Genomic DNA, 16,666 nt, shown 5'->3' on the forward strand with positions numbered 1-16,666 from the left:
TGGCCAACATATCGGCAAACAGTGATAAACGAAAAGCGGGCTCATCGGCCCGCTTTGTTATTCCGGCGGCTTATCCCTCGATAAGCCTTACTCAAGCGCACTGCTGTCGCCGTTAAAGAGCGCCGTCATGATGGCCGTCTCGCGACTGGCGATGGTCTCGAGAAACTCGTTGGCACGCCCCATCTGATGACACACCTGATAACCACGCTCGACAAAGGAGAAAAGCTCGCCAAGCCCCGCCAGATGGGCAGGCCCTGACACCAGCTTGAGGGTCGCCCCCACCAGCGGTTTTCTCGCCAGCCTGTCCAGCGTCATGCCAAGCTCGCTCACCAGCGCAATCTGATGTTCCCGGCGCGCCTGTTCACCTACGGCACGATAGGCGATGGTGTAATGGTCCGACGTGATGGGATCAATGCCATCAATGCGCCGCAGCGCCACCACCATCAGGTAGTCCAGCTCTTCGGAGAGGGCATCAAGCTCGATCGCCTGCGCCAGCACCTTGAGGCCGGACTCCGGCAACAGCCGCTCGGCGGTTGGCATCACCCGCATCACGTCCGCATCGCGGCGGGCGCAATCCCCGGGGCCATAGAGATCGGTCAGGAAAAACTCGGCGGCAGGGCCATAGCGGTCACTCTCCAGCAGATCACGATGGGTCCGCCCCAACCGGTCGGCCTGCCACTGGCGTAGCCGATCCCGATCCTGCTGATCTTCCGGGTGGGCACGCATCTGCTCGCGCAAGGCTGCAACCCGCTTGAGCTGGCGGTATAGCCGACCCAGGGTGCTATCGTCGTCGTGGGCATGTTCTTGATGCGTCATCTACAGCTCTCTGGCCTTGGGCCCATTGATGGGAATTGGGTGATACGAAGATACAAGTGAATGAAAAACAAGCAGCTTTTGCTGAAGGTTCCGTGACAAGTGTAGCGCGCACGGGGGAGGGAATAAATGCCATGCCCCGCTGATGACCTGCATCCCTCTCGACTCTGTTAAGTGAGTCCCATTTATGTGAACCATCCTTTCATTTGTTGTGAACATGTGTTTAATATCAATAACTAACTTATGACCCAGAGTAACGACCATGTTCTTCAACTCGCTCGCTGGCAGCAGCGCACTCTCTACCATCCAGATCAGCCGTCAGCATCCGCTGGGATTGGCCGCCGCCCGGATCGCGGCCGAAGCCATCGCTGCGGACATGGGCGAGAGCTATCAACTCGATTGCGAATGGGTAGATGAAGAGGAGACCGAGCTTCGTTTTCGCGGCTCAGGGGTACATGGCACTCTCACCCTGGACGAAGATACTCTGGAACTGGAAGTGCATCTTGGTTTGATGCTGTTGCCTGTACGCAGCGTACTGGAGCAAGAGATCCTCGATTATGTCGACAATCGCTTACCTTGCCCCAAACGTGTTTGAAACTCTTCGTTGCACTGGTTTTAAATAAACCAGCTGTAAACGATGGCTATTTGAAATAAGTTTGCAAGCCATATGGTTTGTCAGATTTATTCTCCGGTAAGGTATCGATTCTATTTTATAAGTAATCTTTCATCTTTATTTCATATTTCGAGTCGGCACTCATTAAAGTCATTCTGATTGCATCAAGTCTTCATCCGGATATGAGGACAGGAGCAATTTGCCGCCTCGGTAAATTCATTTTGTAGGGAAACAACCATGCCACTGAGTGAATTTATCTCCTGCGTCGATACCGCCTGGTTACGCATGGACAGACCCAACAACCTGATGCAGATCATCGGTGTCCTGATGTTTGAAGGAGAGCTTGATGAAATGCGTTTGCGGGCCGGATTGCGCCATACCATTTCGGTGCAACCCCGCTTCCACCAGCGGGCCGTGCTGGAGGGGGGCTCCTACTACTGGCGTCATGATCCCGATTTCGATCTCGATCAGCACCTCAAGCGAGTGATCCTGCCGGGTGAAGCGGGCAAGCTGGAGCTGGAGAAGCTGGTGGCCGATCTCGCCTCGACGCCGCTCAACCACCAGCGTCCCCTGTGGGATATGCACCTGACCGACACGTCGCTGGGTGGGCAAGCGCTGGTGGTGCGCATTCACCACGCCATGGGCGACGGCTTCTCGCTGGTGCGGGCCATGCTGACCATGATGGATAACACCCCGGAAGGGGCGCCGCGACCACCGTCACCGGAGCCACTGGATGACAGCGATGACGAGGATGAGGAGGATTGCCACCAGGGCAGCCGTCTGGTGCGGGCCGGTCTCAAGCTGACCGGTAGCCTCTGGTCCAAATATGTCGAAGTGGTCACCCATCCCACCAAGGCGGTGGATTACCTCAAGACCGGGCGGGATGTGGCGAGCGAGCTGTGCAATATCGCCACCCTCGGTGATGATTCACCCTGCCGCCTGCGGGGCAAGACCACCAGCACCAAGCGGGTGGCCTGGTCGGAGCAAATTGATCTGCCGGATATCAAGGCAGTGGGCAAGGTACTGGGCTGCTCGGTCAACGATCTGCTGATCGCCGCCACCGCAGGGGCGTTTCGTCACTACCTGCAGGAGAAGGGGGATGATGCCAACAAGGTCAAGATCCGCGCCCTGGTGCCAGTCAATATGCGTGCACCGGACGATGAGGGGGCACTTGGCAACCGCTTCGGGCTGGTGGCCCTGGACTTGCCACTGGATGTTGAACACCCTTTGCAGCGGCTCTATACCGTGCGCGACCGGATGCAGGCGCTGCGCACCTCGCTGCAACCCGTGGTGGTGCTCAACTTGTTACATGCCCTTGGCATGGCCCCCAATGCGGTGCAACAGCAGGCCGTCGAGCTGCTCACGGCCAAGGCCAGCGCGGTGATCACCAATGTGCCCGGCCCGCAGCAGACCCTCTATCTGGCTGGAGCAAAATTGCGTCAGCCGCTGTTCTGGGTGCCGCAATCGGGTGATATCGGCGTCGGCGTCTCCATCCTCTCTTACGATCACAAGGTGCAGCTGGGCCTTATCACCGACAAGAAGCTGGTACCGGATCCGGATCGGGTGGTCGAGCGGTTTGCGGTGGAGTTCGAGCAACTGCTGTTGCTGGTGTTGATGGAGCCGGAGCTGTTGTTTGACCCCAACGGACTGGATGCGCTACTCGGTTGAGCGAGCATTTGAGCGACTAGTGACGGCGTAGCCAACCGGACTGCCCCCATCATAAAAGAGGCCAACCCGTGGGTTGGCCTCTTGTTTTGTTGTCTATCCGTGGCAAGAGTGGCGGTTAATCCTCCAGCTCTTCGCGCGCCGCCTCCACATCGAGGCGCTCCATGGCATCCATGGGTTCGCACTCGGCCGCTTCGGCATAGAGGGCTTCGGCCGCTTTCAGGCGGCTCTTGCCGTGCAGCATCACCTGAGCGTTGGCGTACTCCATGCGGGCGATAGCCGATTCTGGGATCAGCGCCAGCGCCTCCTTGAAGTGACGTTCGGACTCCTCCTTCTTGGCGCCATAGGTGAGGCCGCCGATCATGGCCCCCAACTTATCGACGATCTCCGCATGCCAGGCGCCAAAGGCAATATGGGCCTCGGCGTGATCTGGCGCCAGCTCCAGCGCCTTCTCAAGGCTTGCCTTGATCTTGTCGCCAATTCCTTGCGAGAGGGCCTTGGAGATGGAAATGACCTGGCTGTAGCGCCCGAGTGCCAGCGCGTGGAAATACCAGGCATTGGCGTTCTTGGGCTGACGCTTTTGCAGCTTCTCGGCATGGCTGGCCGCCCGCTCGAAGGCGGCGCGCTTGGCATACTTGTCCTCCAGCAGATAGCTGGCGTGGATCACCAGCGCCTTGTTTGCCACATTGAGGCCAGCCTCACCGGCCGCTTCACCAAGAGCGACGGCCCGGGCAAAATCCCCGGCATGATAGGCCCGCCAGGCATCCTGTACCTGCTCATCCTCGGGCCAGGGTTCGGCATCCCCCTGATGGAGACGATCCCAGTTATCCGCCAGCTTCTGGCCAGCATAGTCATAGGCCGCATCCGCGTAGGGGAAGGGGACAAATTCGAGTTGTGAAGTGGTCATGCTTGTTCTCCCTGTAGCATGTGAATCAAACCTTGTCAGTGTAGTGATGGGCGAGGGCGCCCAGATGAGCGCGGGCATCGGCCCGCAAATAGGGTGCGACCAGCTGCATCACCTGAAAGACGCCGAGGGCAATATCGGCGTCCGCCTTGGGGTGCAGTGCCCGCTGGTAAGAGATCCAGAATGTGCCCACCAGCGCCACATTGGCCGCCAGCGTGCGCATCTGTTGCGCCGTGCCCTCCATCAGCCCGACCGTTTGCAGATGGTTGCAAATGGCGATGGCGGTCTGCTCCTTGCGGCGCAGCAGGGCGGAAAAGCGCTGTTCCACCTGATGATAACCACTCATCAGGGTCGCGATATCGTAGTAGAGGAAACGGTACTGCCAGATGGCTTCAAACATCAGGTGGAGAAAGAGCCAGATATCTTCGGGCTCATCGGACGGGGTGCTGACCGCCTCCAGCAGGCGATCCATCTGCTGTTCAAATTCGCAGAACAGGGCGTTGACGATCTCCTCCTTGTTGTGGAAGTGGTAGTAGAGATTGCCCTGGCTGATCTCCATCTCGGCCGCAATGGCCGAGGTGGTGACGCTGGGTTCCCCTTGTCGATTGAAGCAGGCGAGGGCAGTGGTCAGGATCCGCTCCCGGGTACGACGTTTGGGTTTGCGATCCATGCTACTCCTTTGGTGATGAACGGCGCACGCCGTGGCGATAGCGTTTGGCAAGCCAGTGCTGCAACTGCTCCAGCGACTTGTCGAGGGCGGCGACCGAGCCAATGCCGGGGGCCAGCAGGGTGCGATCTTCATCGGCCAGCGCGGCCAGATTGAGCTCGAGGCCATGCTTGGCCAGCACCGGCGCCAGCTCGTCACGACGCTGCCAGAGATCGCGGCGAGTATGCTGGTAAGCGTGTTCGCAGAGACGGCGGCGATCCCGGTAACTGAACACATTGGTGAAGAACATCTCGCCATCGGCAGAAGAGGGCTCAAACAGCAGGGCGTCGGCGTCGGGATATTGGTGTTTGTAGCGATCCATCCCCACATGCATACGGGAGTGGATGATGGCGCGAAAGGTCTGGGCCAGTACCACCGGCAGACCGCTGTCCACCAGATTGGTCGGCGCGCCGGCGGCCATGTCCGCATCATAGGGCACCAGCGGATTGATGCAGAACACCAGATCCGCCCCCTCTTCCAGCGCTACCGAAGCGTGCAGAGTCTTGATCAGCGCCCCGTCCACATAGTAACGACCGTTGATCAAGGAGGGCGGAAAGAGACCGGGCAGGGCGGCTGACGCCTGTACCGCCGCCGAGATGGGCACATCATCGAGCCCCGGGCTGCCGAAGGCGACCGGATGACCGGTGTCGAGTTCGGTGGCTACCACAAACAGTCGACTGCGCAACTGGCGGAAATCGTTGCTGCGGCCGGGACGAGAGAAAAACTGGGTCAGGGTGCGATCCACCCCGCGGTTGTCGAACAGTCCGGTCGGAATGGCCTTGGAGAGTCCCTGCAGCGATTCAAACAGGCTCCGCTTCCAGGGGGCCGCCAGATAATAGGTCAGGCTCTGCCACGCCAGTGGCGGGATCGAGGTCAGACGGTCGGCATATTCACGAAAGGCGGGGCGCAGCAAGGTGGCCGGGTCAAACATCTCCCCCGAATCATCGCTGAGCAGGATCCGCACCAGCTTAGCCGGCGAGATGCCGTTGGCCAGCGCCGATGCCACCACGGCCCCCGAACTGACGCCAACATAGATGTCGGCATGGTCAAGGCGCAGGCCGTTGATGCTGTCAGAGAGGGCTGCGCAGGCACCGATCTCGTAGATGCCGCCGAGCGGCCCGCCGCCAGCAAGGGCAATTGCGATGGTACTCATAGCGTCGCCTCTCTATCCATGACATTCACCATGACAAGACCGGCCCAGCGCAGGGCATGGGCCGGTATCAATCACCTTCCGTCACCGCGAGGGATCAGGGCAGGACGCTCTCTGCTTTGGCCTTCACCTCTTTCACCGCATCTTCCGCAGCGGAGAGGAGATCGGCGGCCTGCTCAACCACGGCCTCTTTGGCCTTGGCTACCGGTGCCTTCTTTACCGGAGGCTTGCGGGCAGCGGGCTTTTTGGCGGCAGCCGGTTTGGCTTCTGCGGCCGGGGCTTCTTCTTCCTGTGCATCCAGCAGTTGCTGGACCACATCGGTCAGCTCGGCCATGCGCTTGGAGAGCTTGTCGATATCCTTGCGGGTCGGAATGCCGAGGCTGGCCACAGCGCGGGCCACGCGATCTTCAAACACCTGCTCCAGACGACCCCAGGTATTGGCGGTCTTGTCGGTCACAGCGGCAATCTTCTCATCTGCGCTCTGACGGGTTTTTGCTTGCAGCGCTTCACCTTCCTGCACCAGCGCTTCAAAGATCTTGCCACCCTCTTCCTGCGCCTTGGCATAGGCACCCAGACCCGCCAACCAGATCTGCTGGGTGGACTCCTTGATGGTGGAGGTGAGTTGGTTGTCGGTCACTGACCCTGCCAGCGCTTTCAATTTCTTAGCCATGATCTTCTCCTTGAATAACGACAGTTAAATGTAATGGCGACAACGAAACTGCAATCGGGTTGTGGCATTACTGATTTTTCAACTTCAGTCTAGGGACAAAAAATAGAGGGTTCTACCTAATAACGGAACAGGCACACCACCGAAATTAGGGTTTGCTCACGAACCGACAATCAAATTGCGGATTCCCATATGAATCGTGATATATCTAACAACCTAGTAACACCCTAATCAGTAGCAGGATTCTCTTTATGAACTATTTCATTACTGGCGGTAGTGGTTTTATCGGGCGTCGATTGATCAAAAAGTTATTCCAACAGCATCCCGACTGTATCGTCTATTTTCTGATGCGCGCCTCTCATCAGAATAAATTGCCGGAGTTATTTGCATTCTGGAATGTGGATGAATCGCGTGCAGTCCCGGTTTTTGGTGACATGACGCAACCGCTGCTGGGGGTGTCGGTCGAGATGCAGGAGCAGTTGATCGGCAAGATCGACCACTTCTTCCATCTGGCTGCCATCTATGATCTCAACGCCAAGGCAGGGATCCAGCAGCAGGTCAACACCGAAGGGACCCGTCATGCTGTTCAACTTGCCGAGCGGCTGGGGGCGGGGCAGTTCCACCACTGCAGCTCCATCGCTGCAGCGGGCCTGTTTGACGGTCTGTTTCGCGAGGACATGTTCGATGAGGCCGAACACCTCGACATGCCTTACTTCCAGACCAAGCACGAAGCGGAAGGGATTGTGCGAAATGAGTGCACCATTCCGTGGCGCGTCTACCGCCCGGGCATCGTCGTCGGTGACTCCAACACCGGCGAGATGGACAAGATCGACGGCCCTTACTACTTCTTCAAGACCATTCAGAAACTGCGTCGTCTGCTACCGCCCTGGATGCCAGCCATCGGAGTTGAGGGCGGGCGCATCAATATCGTGCCGGTTAACTTTGTGGTCGATGCCATGGTGCATATCGCCCATCAGGAGGGAGAGGAGAACAAGACCTTCCACCTGACCGACCCCAACCCGATGCGGGTTGGCGACATGCTGAGCACCTTCTCCCGCGCCGCCCATGCGCCGGAGCCTGCGATCCGCATCAGCGCCTCTCTCTTTAACTTCATTCCCCGCCACCTGACCGCCATGCTGATGACCATGGCGCCGGTGCGCCGCATCCGCGATGCCGCCATCGCCGATCTGGGTCTACCCAAGGATGTGTTCCGCCTTATCAGTTATCCCACCCGGTTCGACAGTCGCGAAACCCAGCGGGTACTGAAAGGGACAGGCATCGAAGTACCGCCGCTGCACAGCTACGCCTGGCGGTTGTGGGATTACTGGGAGCGTCATCTCGACCCGGAGCTCTTCATCGATCGCACCCTGCGTGGTCGGGTAGAGGGCAAGGTGGTGCTGGTGACCGGGGCAACCTCTGGTATCGGCCGTGCAACCGCGCGCAAGCTGGCGGGTGCGGGGGCCAACGTCGTTACCATCGCTCGCGACGAGCAGAAGATTGCCGAGACTAAAGCCGAGTTTGCCGAGCTGGGGCTGACCATCGAGATCTATCAGGGAGATCTCTCCAATCTGGCGCAGGCCGAGGAGATCACAGCTCGCATCGTGGCCGATCACGGCGGCGTCGATATTCTGGTCAACAATGCCGGCCGATCCATCCGCCGCTCCATCGAGGACTCCTTCGATCGCTTCCACGATCTGGAGCGCACCATGCAGCTCAACTACTTCGGCGCACTCAAGGTGATCATGGGGGTGCTGCCCACCATGATTGAGAAGAAAAAAGGGCACATCATCAACATCTCCTCCATCGGGGTGTTGACCAATGCGCCGCGCTTCTCCGCCTATGTTGCCTCCAAATCGGCCCTCGATGCCTGGGTGCGGACTGCCGCCTCCGAGTTTGCCGACAAGGGGGTGAGCTTCTCCATCATCAATATGCCGCTGGTGAAAACGCCGATGGTCGCGCCGACCAAGGTCTATGAGCAGGTACCGATGATGACGCCGGAAGAGGCGGCTGATCTGGTGTGCGATACCATCATCAACAAGCATGTGCGACTGGCCACTCGTCTCGGGGTATTCGGTCAGGTGGTGCATGCCCTGGCACCTCGCGTTGCGCAGGTGATCATGAACACCAGCTTCCGCACCTTTGCCGATCCCAAGGATGGCGACAAGTCCAAGGCGACCGCCGATCAAGTTGCCGTCTCGACCCTGATCAAGGGGATACACTTCTAACCGGATGATGGGATAAAGAGATCAACAGGGGCCTGAGCAATCAGGCCCCTGTTTTATTTGGAATAACAGTTGAAGGACGAATAAGGAGGGTCAGACTCGGGACAGCAGATCAAGCAGCAGATCTGTCGTACGACGGGAGTAGAGCAGAGAGAGATGGCCAATGGCGGGCAACTCGATATCTTCCATTCCCGCCAATCGTTGCCGCTCCTGCGGCATCACCACATTGTCGTGACTGGTGCGCACCGAGATGCCGGGCACGCAAAGCGGCACAGAGGCAAAACGCTGCAACCAGCCGGAACCGGGCTCCATCTCGCGGGCATTGGCCCCAAGCCCAAGGGCGGCAAGCTGACTGCCCTGATGAGGCGTAGCCAGGGTGATCAGGCGCACGACCTTGTCACCACCATGGATAGCCAGATAGTCGCGGCAGACCAGCCCCCCCATGCTGTGACCAACCAGCACCAGCTTGTCAGCCCCGGTCTGCGCCAGCACATCGTCAATCCGGGTGGCCAGCAGTGGCACCATCTCATCAATATGACCAAATGGTGGCATCAGGGTAATGCTGGCAACCACATGGCCTGCGGCTTCCAATCGGGCGCGCTGGGTGCGCCAGATACCGCGACTGCAACCGTAACCATGTACCAGCAATACGGGACGCTGGCATGGCCGCAGCCGATCGGGTGCCATCAGCAAAGGCTCGAACGGTAACAACAAGGTGAAGGTGTAAAGGTAGGCCAGCATCTCCTGCGCCATCATCTTCACCCTGCGCCAGGGGCCGATAGCCGGGGAAGGGTAGAAGCGGGTAAACAGCCAGCTGCCGAGCACCACCAGACAGCGCAACCCAAGCAGGGCAAACACGACAAACAGCAGGGTCAGCAACCAGGGGAGTCCCACGACCAAGTGGGCGATACTCCCGAGGAGCAGCACCTCTACCATCAGCAGGATAAACAGGTGTCGTACGATCGTCATAAGGCCATGATCCGACCAGTCAGGCGTGGAAGTCAAATGGCACTTTGAGACAGCTTGATCCAACGCGGCTTTTGTCGCTAAACCCCGGCGAACTCTTTTCCGGTGAGGTTATTTGCAATACTGTATATCCATACATATACTCTATCCATCATCACCAAGAGGAGGCCATCATGGCTGTCGAGATCAAATATGTGGTTGTTCGTGGGGGAGTGGAAAAAATGACCTTTGCCAGCAAAAAAGAGGCCGATGCCTATGACAAGCTGCTGGATACGGCCGATGAGTTGATGACCCTGTTGGCTGGCGCCCCGATCGAGCTGGCACCAGAGCAGCAAGAGAGTCTGGCATTCTACCTGGCAGAGCAGCGCGATGTGCTGCAAACCCTGCTGCGCGGCGGCAAGGTTCAGGCAGGCACGAAAGAGGAAGAGGCCCCAGCAGCCAAGCGCAAGGAGAAGCCATTCAAGCAGGTGGCCTGATTGCACAGACCTGCTATTTCTCGGGATAAACAGCTCGCCGCATTCATTTTATTTGCATTTAAAACCATATTTACGGCTATTTACCCCGAGAATTTTCTAACAACGGTGCATATCCAATGCATAACTGAATAGCGTGCACCACTGAGCGACATCAGCCAGAACTATGAGGAAATAATGAGCAAACAGTGGAGAAAACGTTATCCAGATCGCTCCCGGTGACCTTAATCAGCAACAACAAGAGGTAGTACCAATCCCAATAGAAGCCGCATTCATCTACCACGAGCCCTTTTCTAGCAACTCGGCTCACAGGCTCATATCGATTCATCTCAGCATCAACAAGCAACACCATGACTCAACAACCATTATCCTTGCCGCCAGCCATGCCGCTGTTTGACAGCCTTATCTATCTGGAGGCCGGTAACCCGCAGGTCAATCAGTACCTTGCCAACCTCAGCCTCAATGATGTGCCCGATGCCGGGCTGGTTTACGAACTGGCGGTTGATTGGCTGCTGGAGCAGCGCAACAGCGAAAACAACTACAAAACCTATCGCAGCGAACTGACCACTTTTTTACACTGGTGCTTTCGAGAGGCGGCCATCAGCCCGAAAGATCTCACTCGCCGCATCATGATCCGCTATCTCGACTACTGTCAGTCCCCCCCTGACGAGTTGATCGCCTATCGCAACGTAGCGCAATTTGTCCTCGACAAGGAGTGGGGAGAGCGGTTGCCCAATCCGCAATGGCGACCGTTCCTCGGCAAGCGGGAACTGGGCCGCACCTTGCCCTATCGTCTTAGCGAGCAGGCGATGAAGACCAAGCTCGCCATCTTGTCGGCCTTCTTCCAGTTCCTAATCCAGGAGGAGTACATGGACAGGAATCCCGCTCTGCTGCTGCAGCGGGTCAAACGGCCGCAACAGCAGGAGGCCGATGATCAGGTGCAGGCCTTCAGCGAGTTGCAGTGGTCATATGTGATGCAGGCCGTCGATACCCTTGCCAACGACCATCCGGAGCAGCACGAGCGCAGCCGTTTTCTCACCATTCTGATGTACGCCTGCTATCTGCGGATCTCTGAAGTTGCAGCCCGGCCGGGCTTTACCCCTGTGATGGGGCAGTTCAGGCGGGATCGCAAAACCGGCGTCTGGGGCTACTTTATTCCGCAAAGCAAAGGGGGCAAACGGCGTACCGTAGCGGTATCCCAAGCACTGTTGGCGGCACTCGAACGTTACCGCCGCTTCCTCGGTCTCTCTCCCTTGCCGAGACCGGATGAACAGACGCCACTGTTCGTTCGTCATAAAGCGGCAGCCCACGGCCGCGAGCAGGGCGAGCTAAACGCCAATCTCGGTATTCGCCAGTTACGGGATTTGATCATGGTGATCATCGGTAAAGGCGCAGAATTGGCAGAGCAGGATGGATTTGTCCAGGATGCGGCCGAAATGCGGCAACTCTCTCCCCATGCGATCCGCCATACCGGGATCACCCATGACATCAACCTACATGGGCGGCCGCTTTCCCACGTACAGGCCGATGCAGGACATGACAGCATCGACACCACTTCGAAATACCTGCACACCAGCAACAGTGAACGACATGAGAGCGCCCAGCAAAAGCCGCTGGACCGACTGAACCAACAAATGAGAGATAACGTTCACAAAAGCTAACGAACAATGTGACATGACCCTGATTTGTATTGACTGCTCTTAGAACACAGAATGGCTTGTTTGGGGTGTCATAGAAGTTGGCGCGGTAATGTTGTACTTCTCTGGGGTGATGCATCCGATCGGTTGAGTTGATATGATGAACTCTTTTGAGACCGACAGCTTCATGGCATCCATCCCCGTTCACTGTCCTCGTTGCAACTCTGACCACGTATATCGCCATGGTAAGACCCCTGCTGGCCATGTTCGCTATCGTTGCCCCGTCTGTCCGCACGTGTTTCAGCTCACCTACACCTATGAAGCCCGCAAGCCTGGCGTCAAAGACAAGATTGTTGATATGGCGTTCAACGGCTCAGGTGTTCGTGATACTGCTCGCATCCTCAAGATTGGCATCAACACCGTCATACGCACCCTAAAAAACTCGCCCCAAGGCAAGTAACCTCCGAGAAGGTGGTGCTCTATGACGTGGCGCTTATCTGTGAACTTGATGAACAGTGGGCCTATGTCGGCAATAAACAGCATCAACATTGGCTTTGGTATGCTTTTGATACCAAGAGAAAACGAGTCGTGGCCTATACCTTTGGCCCACGCAACGATGAGACATGCCGTCGGTTGCTGAGCCTGCTTTCTCCGTTCCAGATAGGCTTTATCACCAGTGATGACTGGGGAAGCTATGCCAGAGAGGTGCCGAGCGAGATGCATCTGACCGGGAAGATATTCACCCAGCGTATCGAGCGTAACAACCTGACGCTCAGAACGCGCATCAAGCGATTGGCTCGCAAGACCATCTGCTTCTCTCGTTCCGTTGAGCTCCACGAGAAAGTGATTGGTGCCTTTATAGAAAGACACCATTTCAACTGATTGGAGTCATTACCCATACCTGATTTCCATTCAACGTGAAGACCTCCAAAAAGTAATACGGGGGGAATTCAAACCTCACATGCTCGACACAGCCACGGGGCAGGGGTGTTATCTCTAACTTGTTGAAATGTCTGTTACTAAGGGCTTGTTTTGCGAACAAAAGCCCCAATATCCGTATGGAGCAGGTCGCTCTTACTTTTGGAGATTTTATGCCTCATTTTTCGATAGGCGATACCGTCATTTATGAAGATAGAACGCTTACTGTTCATTTTGTTTCAGATGATCTGGAACGTGTGACGTGCGTTTACCTTGGTGCAGATAGGTTGTTTCACTCGATAGAGCTGAATGCTAACTTGTTGAGAAAAATACAAAAACGCTGATTTTAATGCCGATAAATCCAGTTATCGGCATAACAAGGAATTCGTTATGTTCAGTTATACAAGTGTAACTTCGGGTGATGTGGTCACCTTACGCAGTAGTGAACAGCAAATGACTGTAAAAGCTGCTGTTTATGATGAAATGTCTCCTGATTTAGATCGCGTTGTTGCCCGCTGCACGTGGTTCAACAAAGAACTTGGCGGATTGCCGGTTGAATATGCATTCGACACTCAGCTGCTGGAATTGAAGGACGAATCGCCATATGCACGACAGCACACTCGGTTCGTGCTTGGGCAAGTGGTGAAGCTGCGTAGTGGCGGGCCTTTGATGACGATTGCTGGCTTTGAAAAAACTGGTGATGTTCGAGGCCTTTTCTGTATTTGGCTTGATGAACATAACCGTGAGCCTTTGACATGCGTATTTCAAGCTGACTGCTTGGAAGCAGTGCCAGAGGCATAGCGCTTTTGATACAGGGGCCTCTGGCCCCTTTGTTCTACCTACAGGTATGACTGCGCATAATGTATATTATGTTAAATTACATATCTAGTTTCCTGTCACCACTAATTGAACTGTGTATAATGGCAACAATTGATCCTATCTTCGACCGGATGTCTTAAGTGGCTGAATTAACATCAGAACAATTAAAACCCGCTTTTGCGATTGAACAGTTCCCCAAGCTCAGTGAGCTTGAACCCATCCCCTTTGCTGCGCTGCAGCCCAGAGCCATTTCCGGCATCAAGCGTCTCGCCAGTTTTGATGGTGACTGTCCGGTCATGCTGCTCAACGGGTTCCCTGGTGCAGATTATGAAGGCGTTTGCCAGACACTGATTGCCGACTCCAATGGCAAGGATGGTGACCTGTTTGATCTCTGCTACACCGAGAATCTGAACAACCCCTTCAAACCTATCTGGCTGCGGCTGCAACCCGGCACCGGCGTTGAATTCTGCGAAATGGTTGGCGAGCTGCTCAAGCTGTTGAGCCACCATCTCGATGCCGAGCGCATCGTGACCCGCATCATGCGCAAGCAGAACAATGATCCGAAGATCGATGATTTTCTTTCAGATCTGGCGGCTCATGTGGCATTGGGGCTGGAGTTCCAGCACCCCGTACTGATCAACCTGCTGATCCATCACGAAGCGCAGGAAGCGCCGGTGATTTATGGCCGCGATCTCAACTGGGATACCCTGTTTGGTTCCATCAACTACCAGACCGAACAAGGCTCTGTCTATGCCAACCAGCACCTGTTGGAGCCTGGCTTGCTGCGCGAAGCCAACGGCGGTTACCTCATTTTGCAACTGGACGAGTTGCTGGATCAGCCGCACCTCTGGTTCAAGCTGAAAAATGCCATGCAAAAAGGCGAACTGGACTGGAACGCCTATCAGGAAGGGAAAACCCTAACTCCCTTCTTCGCGCCTGAAGCGACCCCCATCAAGCTCAAGCTGATCCTGGTGGGTGACCGACTCGACGTGGCTGAGTTCCAGATGCTGGATCGGGATATGTCCGAGCGTATCTTCCTGCGCGCCGATCTGGTCTCAGAAGTGAATATTGAAGAGGATCTGCAGGAGTTTTTGCAGTATCTGGCCTGGGTTCGCCAACGCTGGAACCTACTGGACTTCACGCCTGCCGCCCTCGCCGCCCTTTGCCGTCATGCCAGCCGCCTCTGTGACCATCAGGAGTGGCTGTCGCTCTCCGAAGTGCAGCTGGCCGCCATCATGCGGATGTCTGACAGTCTGGCCCGGGAGCTGGAATCTGATGTGGTGACCGACGAACATATTCGCGGCGCGCTGGAGGAGCAGGATTACCGTCTCAACTATCTGGTTGAGCAGTCCGATCAGGGCGTCATCGACGGCCAGATCCTGCTGCAGACCGATGGCGAAGAGATCGGCCAGATCAACGGCCTGTCGGTCATTCAGGTCTCCGGTCACCCTTACGACTTCGGTGAACCGGTGCGCCTCACCGCAACCGTCCACCTCGGCGATGGCGATGTGGCGGATATCGAGCGCAAAGCGGAGCTGGCCGGTCATATCCACGCCAAGGCGATGATGATTATCCACGGCTATCTCTCCAATAAATTTGGCGCAGAGAACCCCTCCCCCCTGTCGGCCAATCTGGTGTTCGAGCAGTCTTACCACGAGATTGATGGTGACAGCGCCTCCCTGACCGGTCTGTGTGCCCTGCTATCTGCCCTCGCCCGCCAGCCCATCTATCAGCACTTTGCGGTGACCGGCGCGGTCGATCAGTTTGGCAATGTGCAGGCGGTGGGTGGCGTCAACGAGAAGATTGAAGGCTTCTTCCGGGTGTGTAAAATCCACGGCATCACCGGCAAGCAAGGGATCATTCTGCCGGGGACCAACATCCAGCAGCTCAATCTTTCTGACGAAGTGATTGAGGCTGTTGCCGCAGGCCAGTTCCACATCCACCCGGTGGATCATGTGGAAGAGGCCATCGAGTTGCTGACCGGCTGCGTGGCCGGTGAGCCTGATATGCCCGATACCCTGTTTGGCCGTATTCAGGATCGGTTGGACGAGTTGAACGGCTCAACCGCCAAAGTCGGACTGCTGCGAGCCCTGTTGGGGCGCCTGTTTGGCCGCTGATGAAGTGATCGGAGTTGTTTAGCGAACAACTGTAAGCTAAATTGGCCCGGCTTTGACCCATTTGAAGGAAATACCGCGTGACCGTAGACAATACCACCATGGAAGCCCGCCTTTCCCTGTGCGAACAGGGCAAGAACTCTTTTACCCGTGAAGAGCTGCTGGCTTGCAGCCGTGGCGAACTGTTTGGTGAGGGTAACAGTCAGCTGCCTGCCCCCAACATGTTGATGATGGACCGTATCGTCAAGATCAATGACAACGGCGGCGAGCACGGCAAGGGCGAGATCCTGGCTGAGCTCGACATTACTCCGGATCTCTGGTTCTTCGATTGCCACTTCCCGGGTGATCCTGTGATGCCTGGCTGTCTCGGTCTGGACGCCATGTGGCAGCTGGTTGGTTTCTTCCTGGGCTGGAAAGGCGGCCCCGGCAAGGGTCGTGCGCTGGGCGTGGGTGAAGTGAAATTCACCGGCCAGATCCTGCCGACCGCTAAGAAAGTGACCTACAAGATCACCTTCAAGCGCGTCATCAACCGCAAGCTGGTGATGGGAATTGCTGATGGCGTGGTCGAAGTCGATGGCCGTCCGATTTACAGCGCCACCGATCTGAAAGTGGGCCTGTTCAAAGATACCACCGCATTCTGATCTGTCTGATTAGTGGTAAAACAGCATTAACGCAAAGGGGCCACAACGGCCCCTTTCCTTTTGTAATGAGTGATGAAGTACCTGCTACTTCATGAAGAGGCCTGAGCCCCGCCCTTCCATGGCGTCACGCCAACCACCAAGCCAATGCCCACGGGCATCCAGGCATTGATACGGACACGCTTCTTTCTGTTTGCCGACCACGCCAGCCTGATAACCACGAGCACGAGCTCTTTCCAGACGGTCCCGCTTCTGTCTCTTCATCATCTACGACCCTCTTCGTGGAACAAAAAAAGCGACCAATTCTGCATCGGTCGCTTTCATCTTTACTCCTGCGAGTGCACCGGGTCAAACAAAAACT

The 16,666-nt window shown here is 56.5% G+C and carries 16 protein-coding genes; 9 read left to right on the plus strand and 7 right to left on the minus strand.

Annotated elements, in window-relative coordinates:
• Positions 1-87 precede the first annotated feature (87 nt).
• Positions 88-816 (minus strand): FFLEELY motif protein, encoded by a 729-nt coding sequence (locus ACTG2S_RS11935; protein ID WP_274161465.1) that lies wholly within the window; start codon positions 814-816, stop codon positions 88-90.
• 259 nt (positions 817-1,075) lie between these two features.
• On the opposite strand from ACTG2S_RS11935, the gene ACTG2S_RS11940 reads away from it, so the two are divergent.
• Both ACTG2S_RS11940 and ACTG2S_RS11945 read left to right on the plus strand, forming a co-directional pair.
• Positions 1,076-1,408: a polyhydroxyalkanoic acid system family protein gene (locus tag ACTG2S_RS11940; protein WP_274161466.1), complete on the plus strand. Its 333-nt coding sequence runs from the start codon at positions 1,076-1,078 to the stop codon at positions 1,406-1,408.
• A 255-nt stretch (positions 1,409-1,663) separates the two neighbouring features.
• Entirely contained in the window at positions 1,664-3,094 is a 1,431-nt protein-coding gene (locus tag ACTG2S_RS11945) for a wax ester/triacylglycerol synthase family O-acyltransferase (protein WP_421266456.1), read from the plus strand.
• A gap of 115 nt (positions 3,095-3,209) precedes the next feature.
• On the opposite strand, the gene ACTG2S_RS11950 is transcribed toward ACTG2S_RS11945, so the two are convergent.
• The 4 genes from ACTG2S_RS11950 to ACTG2S_RS11965 all read right to left on the minus strand — a co-directional run bounded on the left by ACTG2S_RS11950 (position 3,210) and on the right by ACTG2S_RS11965 (position 6,521).
• The gene (locus ACTG2S_RS11950) at positions 3,210-3,998 is read right to left on the minus strand and encodes a hypothetical protein (RefSeq protein ID WP_111901103.1); all 789 of its coding nucleotides are present in this window, start codon (positions 3,996-3,998) and stop codon (positions 3,210-3,212) included.
• A 25-nt stretch (positions 3,999-4,023) separates the two neighbouring features.
• On the minus strand, positions 4,024-4,665 hold the full coding sequence (locus tag ACTG2S_RS11955) for a TetR/AcrR family transcriptional regulator (protein WP_005345492.1): 642 nt from the start codon (positions 4,663-4,665) through the stop codon (positions 4,024-4,026).
• Position 4,666: 1 nt separating this feature from the next.
• On the minus strand, positions 4,667-5,854 hold the full coding sequence (locus ACTG2S_RS11960) for a patatin-like phospholipase family protein (protein ID WP_040065538.1): 1,188 nt from the start codon (positions 5,852-5,854) through the stop codon (positions 4,667-4,669).
• Positions 5,855-5,948: 94 nt separating this feature from the next.
• Positions 5,949-6,521 (minus strand): phasin family protein, encoded by a 573-nt coding sequence (locus ACTG2S_RS11965; RefSeq protein ID WP_005333118.1) that lies wholly within the window; start codon positions 6,519-6,521, stop codon positions 5,949-5,951.
• Between the two features lie 248 nt (positions 6,522-6,769).
• Between ACTG2S_RS11965 and ACTG2S_RS11970 the strand changes: the two genes are divergently transcribed.
• Complete coding sequence (locus tag ACTG2S_RS11970) at positions 6,770-8,743, plus strand: SDR family oxidoreductase (protein WP_274161923.1); 1,974 nt, start codon at positions 6,770-6,772, stop codon at positions 8,741-8,743.
• A 90-nt stretch (positions 8,744-8,833) separates the two neighbouring features.
• On the opposite strand, the gene ACTG2S_RS11975 is transcribed toward ACTG2S_RS11970, so the two are convergent.
• Entirely contained in the window at positions 8,834-9,709 is an 876-nt protein-coding gene (locus tag ACTG2S_RS11975; protein ID WP_274161924.1) for an esterase/lipase family protein, read from the minus strand.
• A 170-nt stretch (positions 9,710-9,879) separates the two neighbouring features.
• Between ACTG2S_RS11975 and ACTG2S_RS11980 the strand changes: the two genes are divergently transcribed.
• From ACTG2S_RS11980 to fabA, 6 genes are all read left to right on the plus strand, one after another.
• Positions 9,880-10,182, plus strand: a complete 303-nt coding sequence (locus tag ACTG2S_RS11980; RefSeq protein WP_201914668.1) for a YebG family protein — start codon at positions 9,880-9,882, stop codon at positions 10,180-10,182.
• Positions 10,183-10,562: 380 nt separating this feature from the next.
• Positions 10,563-11,840, plus strand: a complete 1,278-nt coding sequence (locus ACTG2S_RS11985) for a tyrosine-type recombinase/integrase (protein ID WP_274161925.1) — start codon at positions 10,563-10,565, stop codon at positions 11,838-11,840.
• A gap of 163 nt (positions 11,841-12,003) precedes the next feature.
• Positions 12,004-12,698, plus strand: a protein-coding gene (locus ACTG2S_RS11990; RefSeq protein WP_279499135.1) for an IS1 family transposase whose coding sequence is annotated in 2 segments (ribosomal slippage) — positions 12,004-12,250 and positions 12,250-12,698 — 696 coding nt in all. Because the reading frame shifts where the segments join, the coding sequence is not laid out codon by codon here.
• Between the two features lie 426 nt (positions 12,699-13,124).
• The gene (locus ACTG2S_RS11995) at positions 13,125-13,535 is read left to right on the plus strand and encodes a DUF2158 domain-containing protein (protein WP_274161723.1); all 411 of its coding nucleotides are present in this window, start codon (positions 13,125-13,127) and stop codon (positions 13,533-13,535) included.
• Between the two features lie 158 nt (positions 13,536-13,693).
• Entirely contained in the window at positions 13,694-15,670 is a 1,977-nt protein-coding gene (locus ACTG2S_RS12000; RefSeq protein ID WP_274161722.1) for a Lon protease family protein, read from the plus strand.
• Between the two features lie 77 nt (positions 15,671-15,747).
• Positions 15,748-16,308, plus strand: coding sequence for a 3-hydroxyacyl-[acyl-carrier-protein] dehydratase FabA (gene fabA, locus ACTG2S_RS12005; RefSeq protein ID WP_005336586.1), 561 nt, complete (start codon positions 15,748-15,750; stop codon positions 16,306-16,308).
• An 84-nt stretch (positions 16,309-16,392) separates the two neighbouring features.
• Here fabA and rmf read toward each other — a convergent pair whose 3' ends face one another.
• Entirely contained in the window at positions 16,393-16,572 is a 180-nt protein-coding gene (gene rmf, locus ACTG2S_RS12010; RefSeq protein WP_005315693.1) for a ribosome modulation factor, read from the minus strand.
• Positions 16,573-16,666 lie beyond the last annotated feature (94 nt).

This window comes from Aeromonas sp. 82P (assembly GCF_051919365.1).
GTDB classification, from domain to species: Bacteria; Pseudomonadota; Gammaproteobacteria; order Enterobacterales; family Aeromonadaceae; genus Aeromonas; species Aeromonas veronii.

What these genes read in the sequence shown, in the direction of transcription:
- rmf (WP_005315693.1), bottom strand. Translation starts at nt 16,572, where the DNA reads ATGATGAAGAGACAGAAGCGGGACCGTCTGGAAAGAGCTCGTGCTCGT.
- ACTG2S_RS11955 (WP_005345492.1), bottom strand. Translation starts at nt 4,665, where the DNA reads ATGGATCGCAAACCCAAACGTCGTACCCGGGAGCGGATCCTGACCACT.
- ACTG2S_RS11975 (WP_274161924.1), bottom strand. Translation starts at nt 9,709, where the DNA reads ATGACGATCGTACGACACCTGTTTATCCTGCTGATGGTAGAGGTGCTG.
- ACTG2S_RS11950 (WP_111901103.1), bottom strand. Translation starts at nt 3,998, where the DNA reads ATGACCACTTCACAACTCGAATTTGTCCCCTTCCCCTACGCGGATGCG.
- ACTG2S_RS11940 (WP_274161466.1), top strand. Translation starts at nt 1,076, where the DNA reads ATGTTCTTCAACTCGCTCGCTGGCAGCAGCGCACTCTCTACCATCCAG.
- ACTG2S_RS11970 (WP_274161923.1), top strand. Translation starts at nt 6,770, where the DNA reads ATGAACTATTTCATTACTGGCGGTAGTGGTTTTATCGGGCGTCGATTG.
- ACTG2S_RS11985 (WP_274161925.1), top strand. Translation starts at nt 10,563, where the DNA reads ATGCCGCTGTTTGACAGCCTTATCTATCTGGAGGCCGGTAACCCGCAG.
- ACTG2S_RS11945 (WP_421266456.1), top strand. Translation starts at nt 1,664, where the DNA reads ATGCCACTGAGTGAATTTATCTCCTGCGTCGATACCGCCTGGTTACGC.
- ACTG2S_RS11965 (WP_005333118.1), bottom strand. Translation starts at nt 6,521, where the DNA reads ATGGCTAAGAAATTGAAAGCGCTGGCAGGGTCAGTGACCGACAACCAA.
- ACTG2S_RS11960 (WP_040065538.1), bottom strand. Translation starts at nt 5,854, where the DNA reads ATGAGTACCATCGCAATTGCCCTTGCTGGCGGCGGGCCGCTCGGCGGC.
- ACTG2S_RS11980 (WP_201914668.1), top strand. Translation starts at nt 9,880, where the DNA reads ATGGCTGTCGAGATCAAATATGTGGTTGTTCGTGGGGGAGTGGAAAAA.
- ACTG2S_RS11995 (WP_274161723.1), top strand. Translation starts at nt 13,125, where the DNA reads ATGTTCAGTTATACAAGTGTAACTTCGGGTGATGTGGTCACCTTACGC.
- ACTG2S_RS11935 (WP_274161465.1), bottom strand. Translation starts at nt 816, where the DNA reads ATGACGCATCAAGAACATGCCCACGACGACGATAGCACCCTGGGTCGG.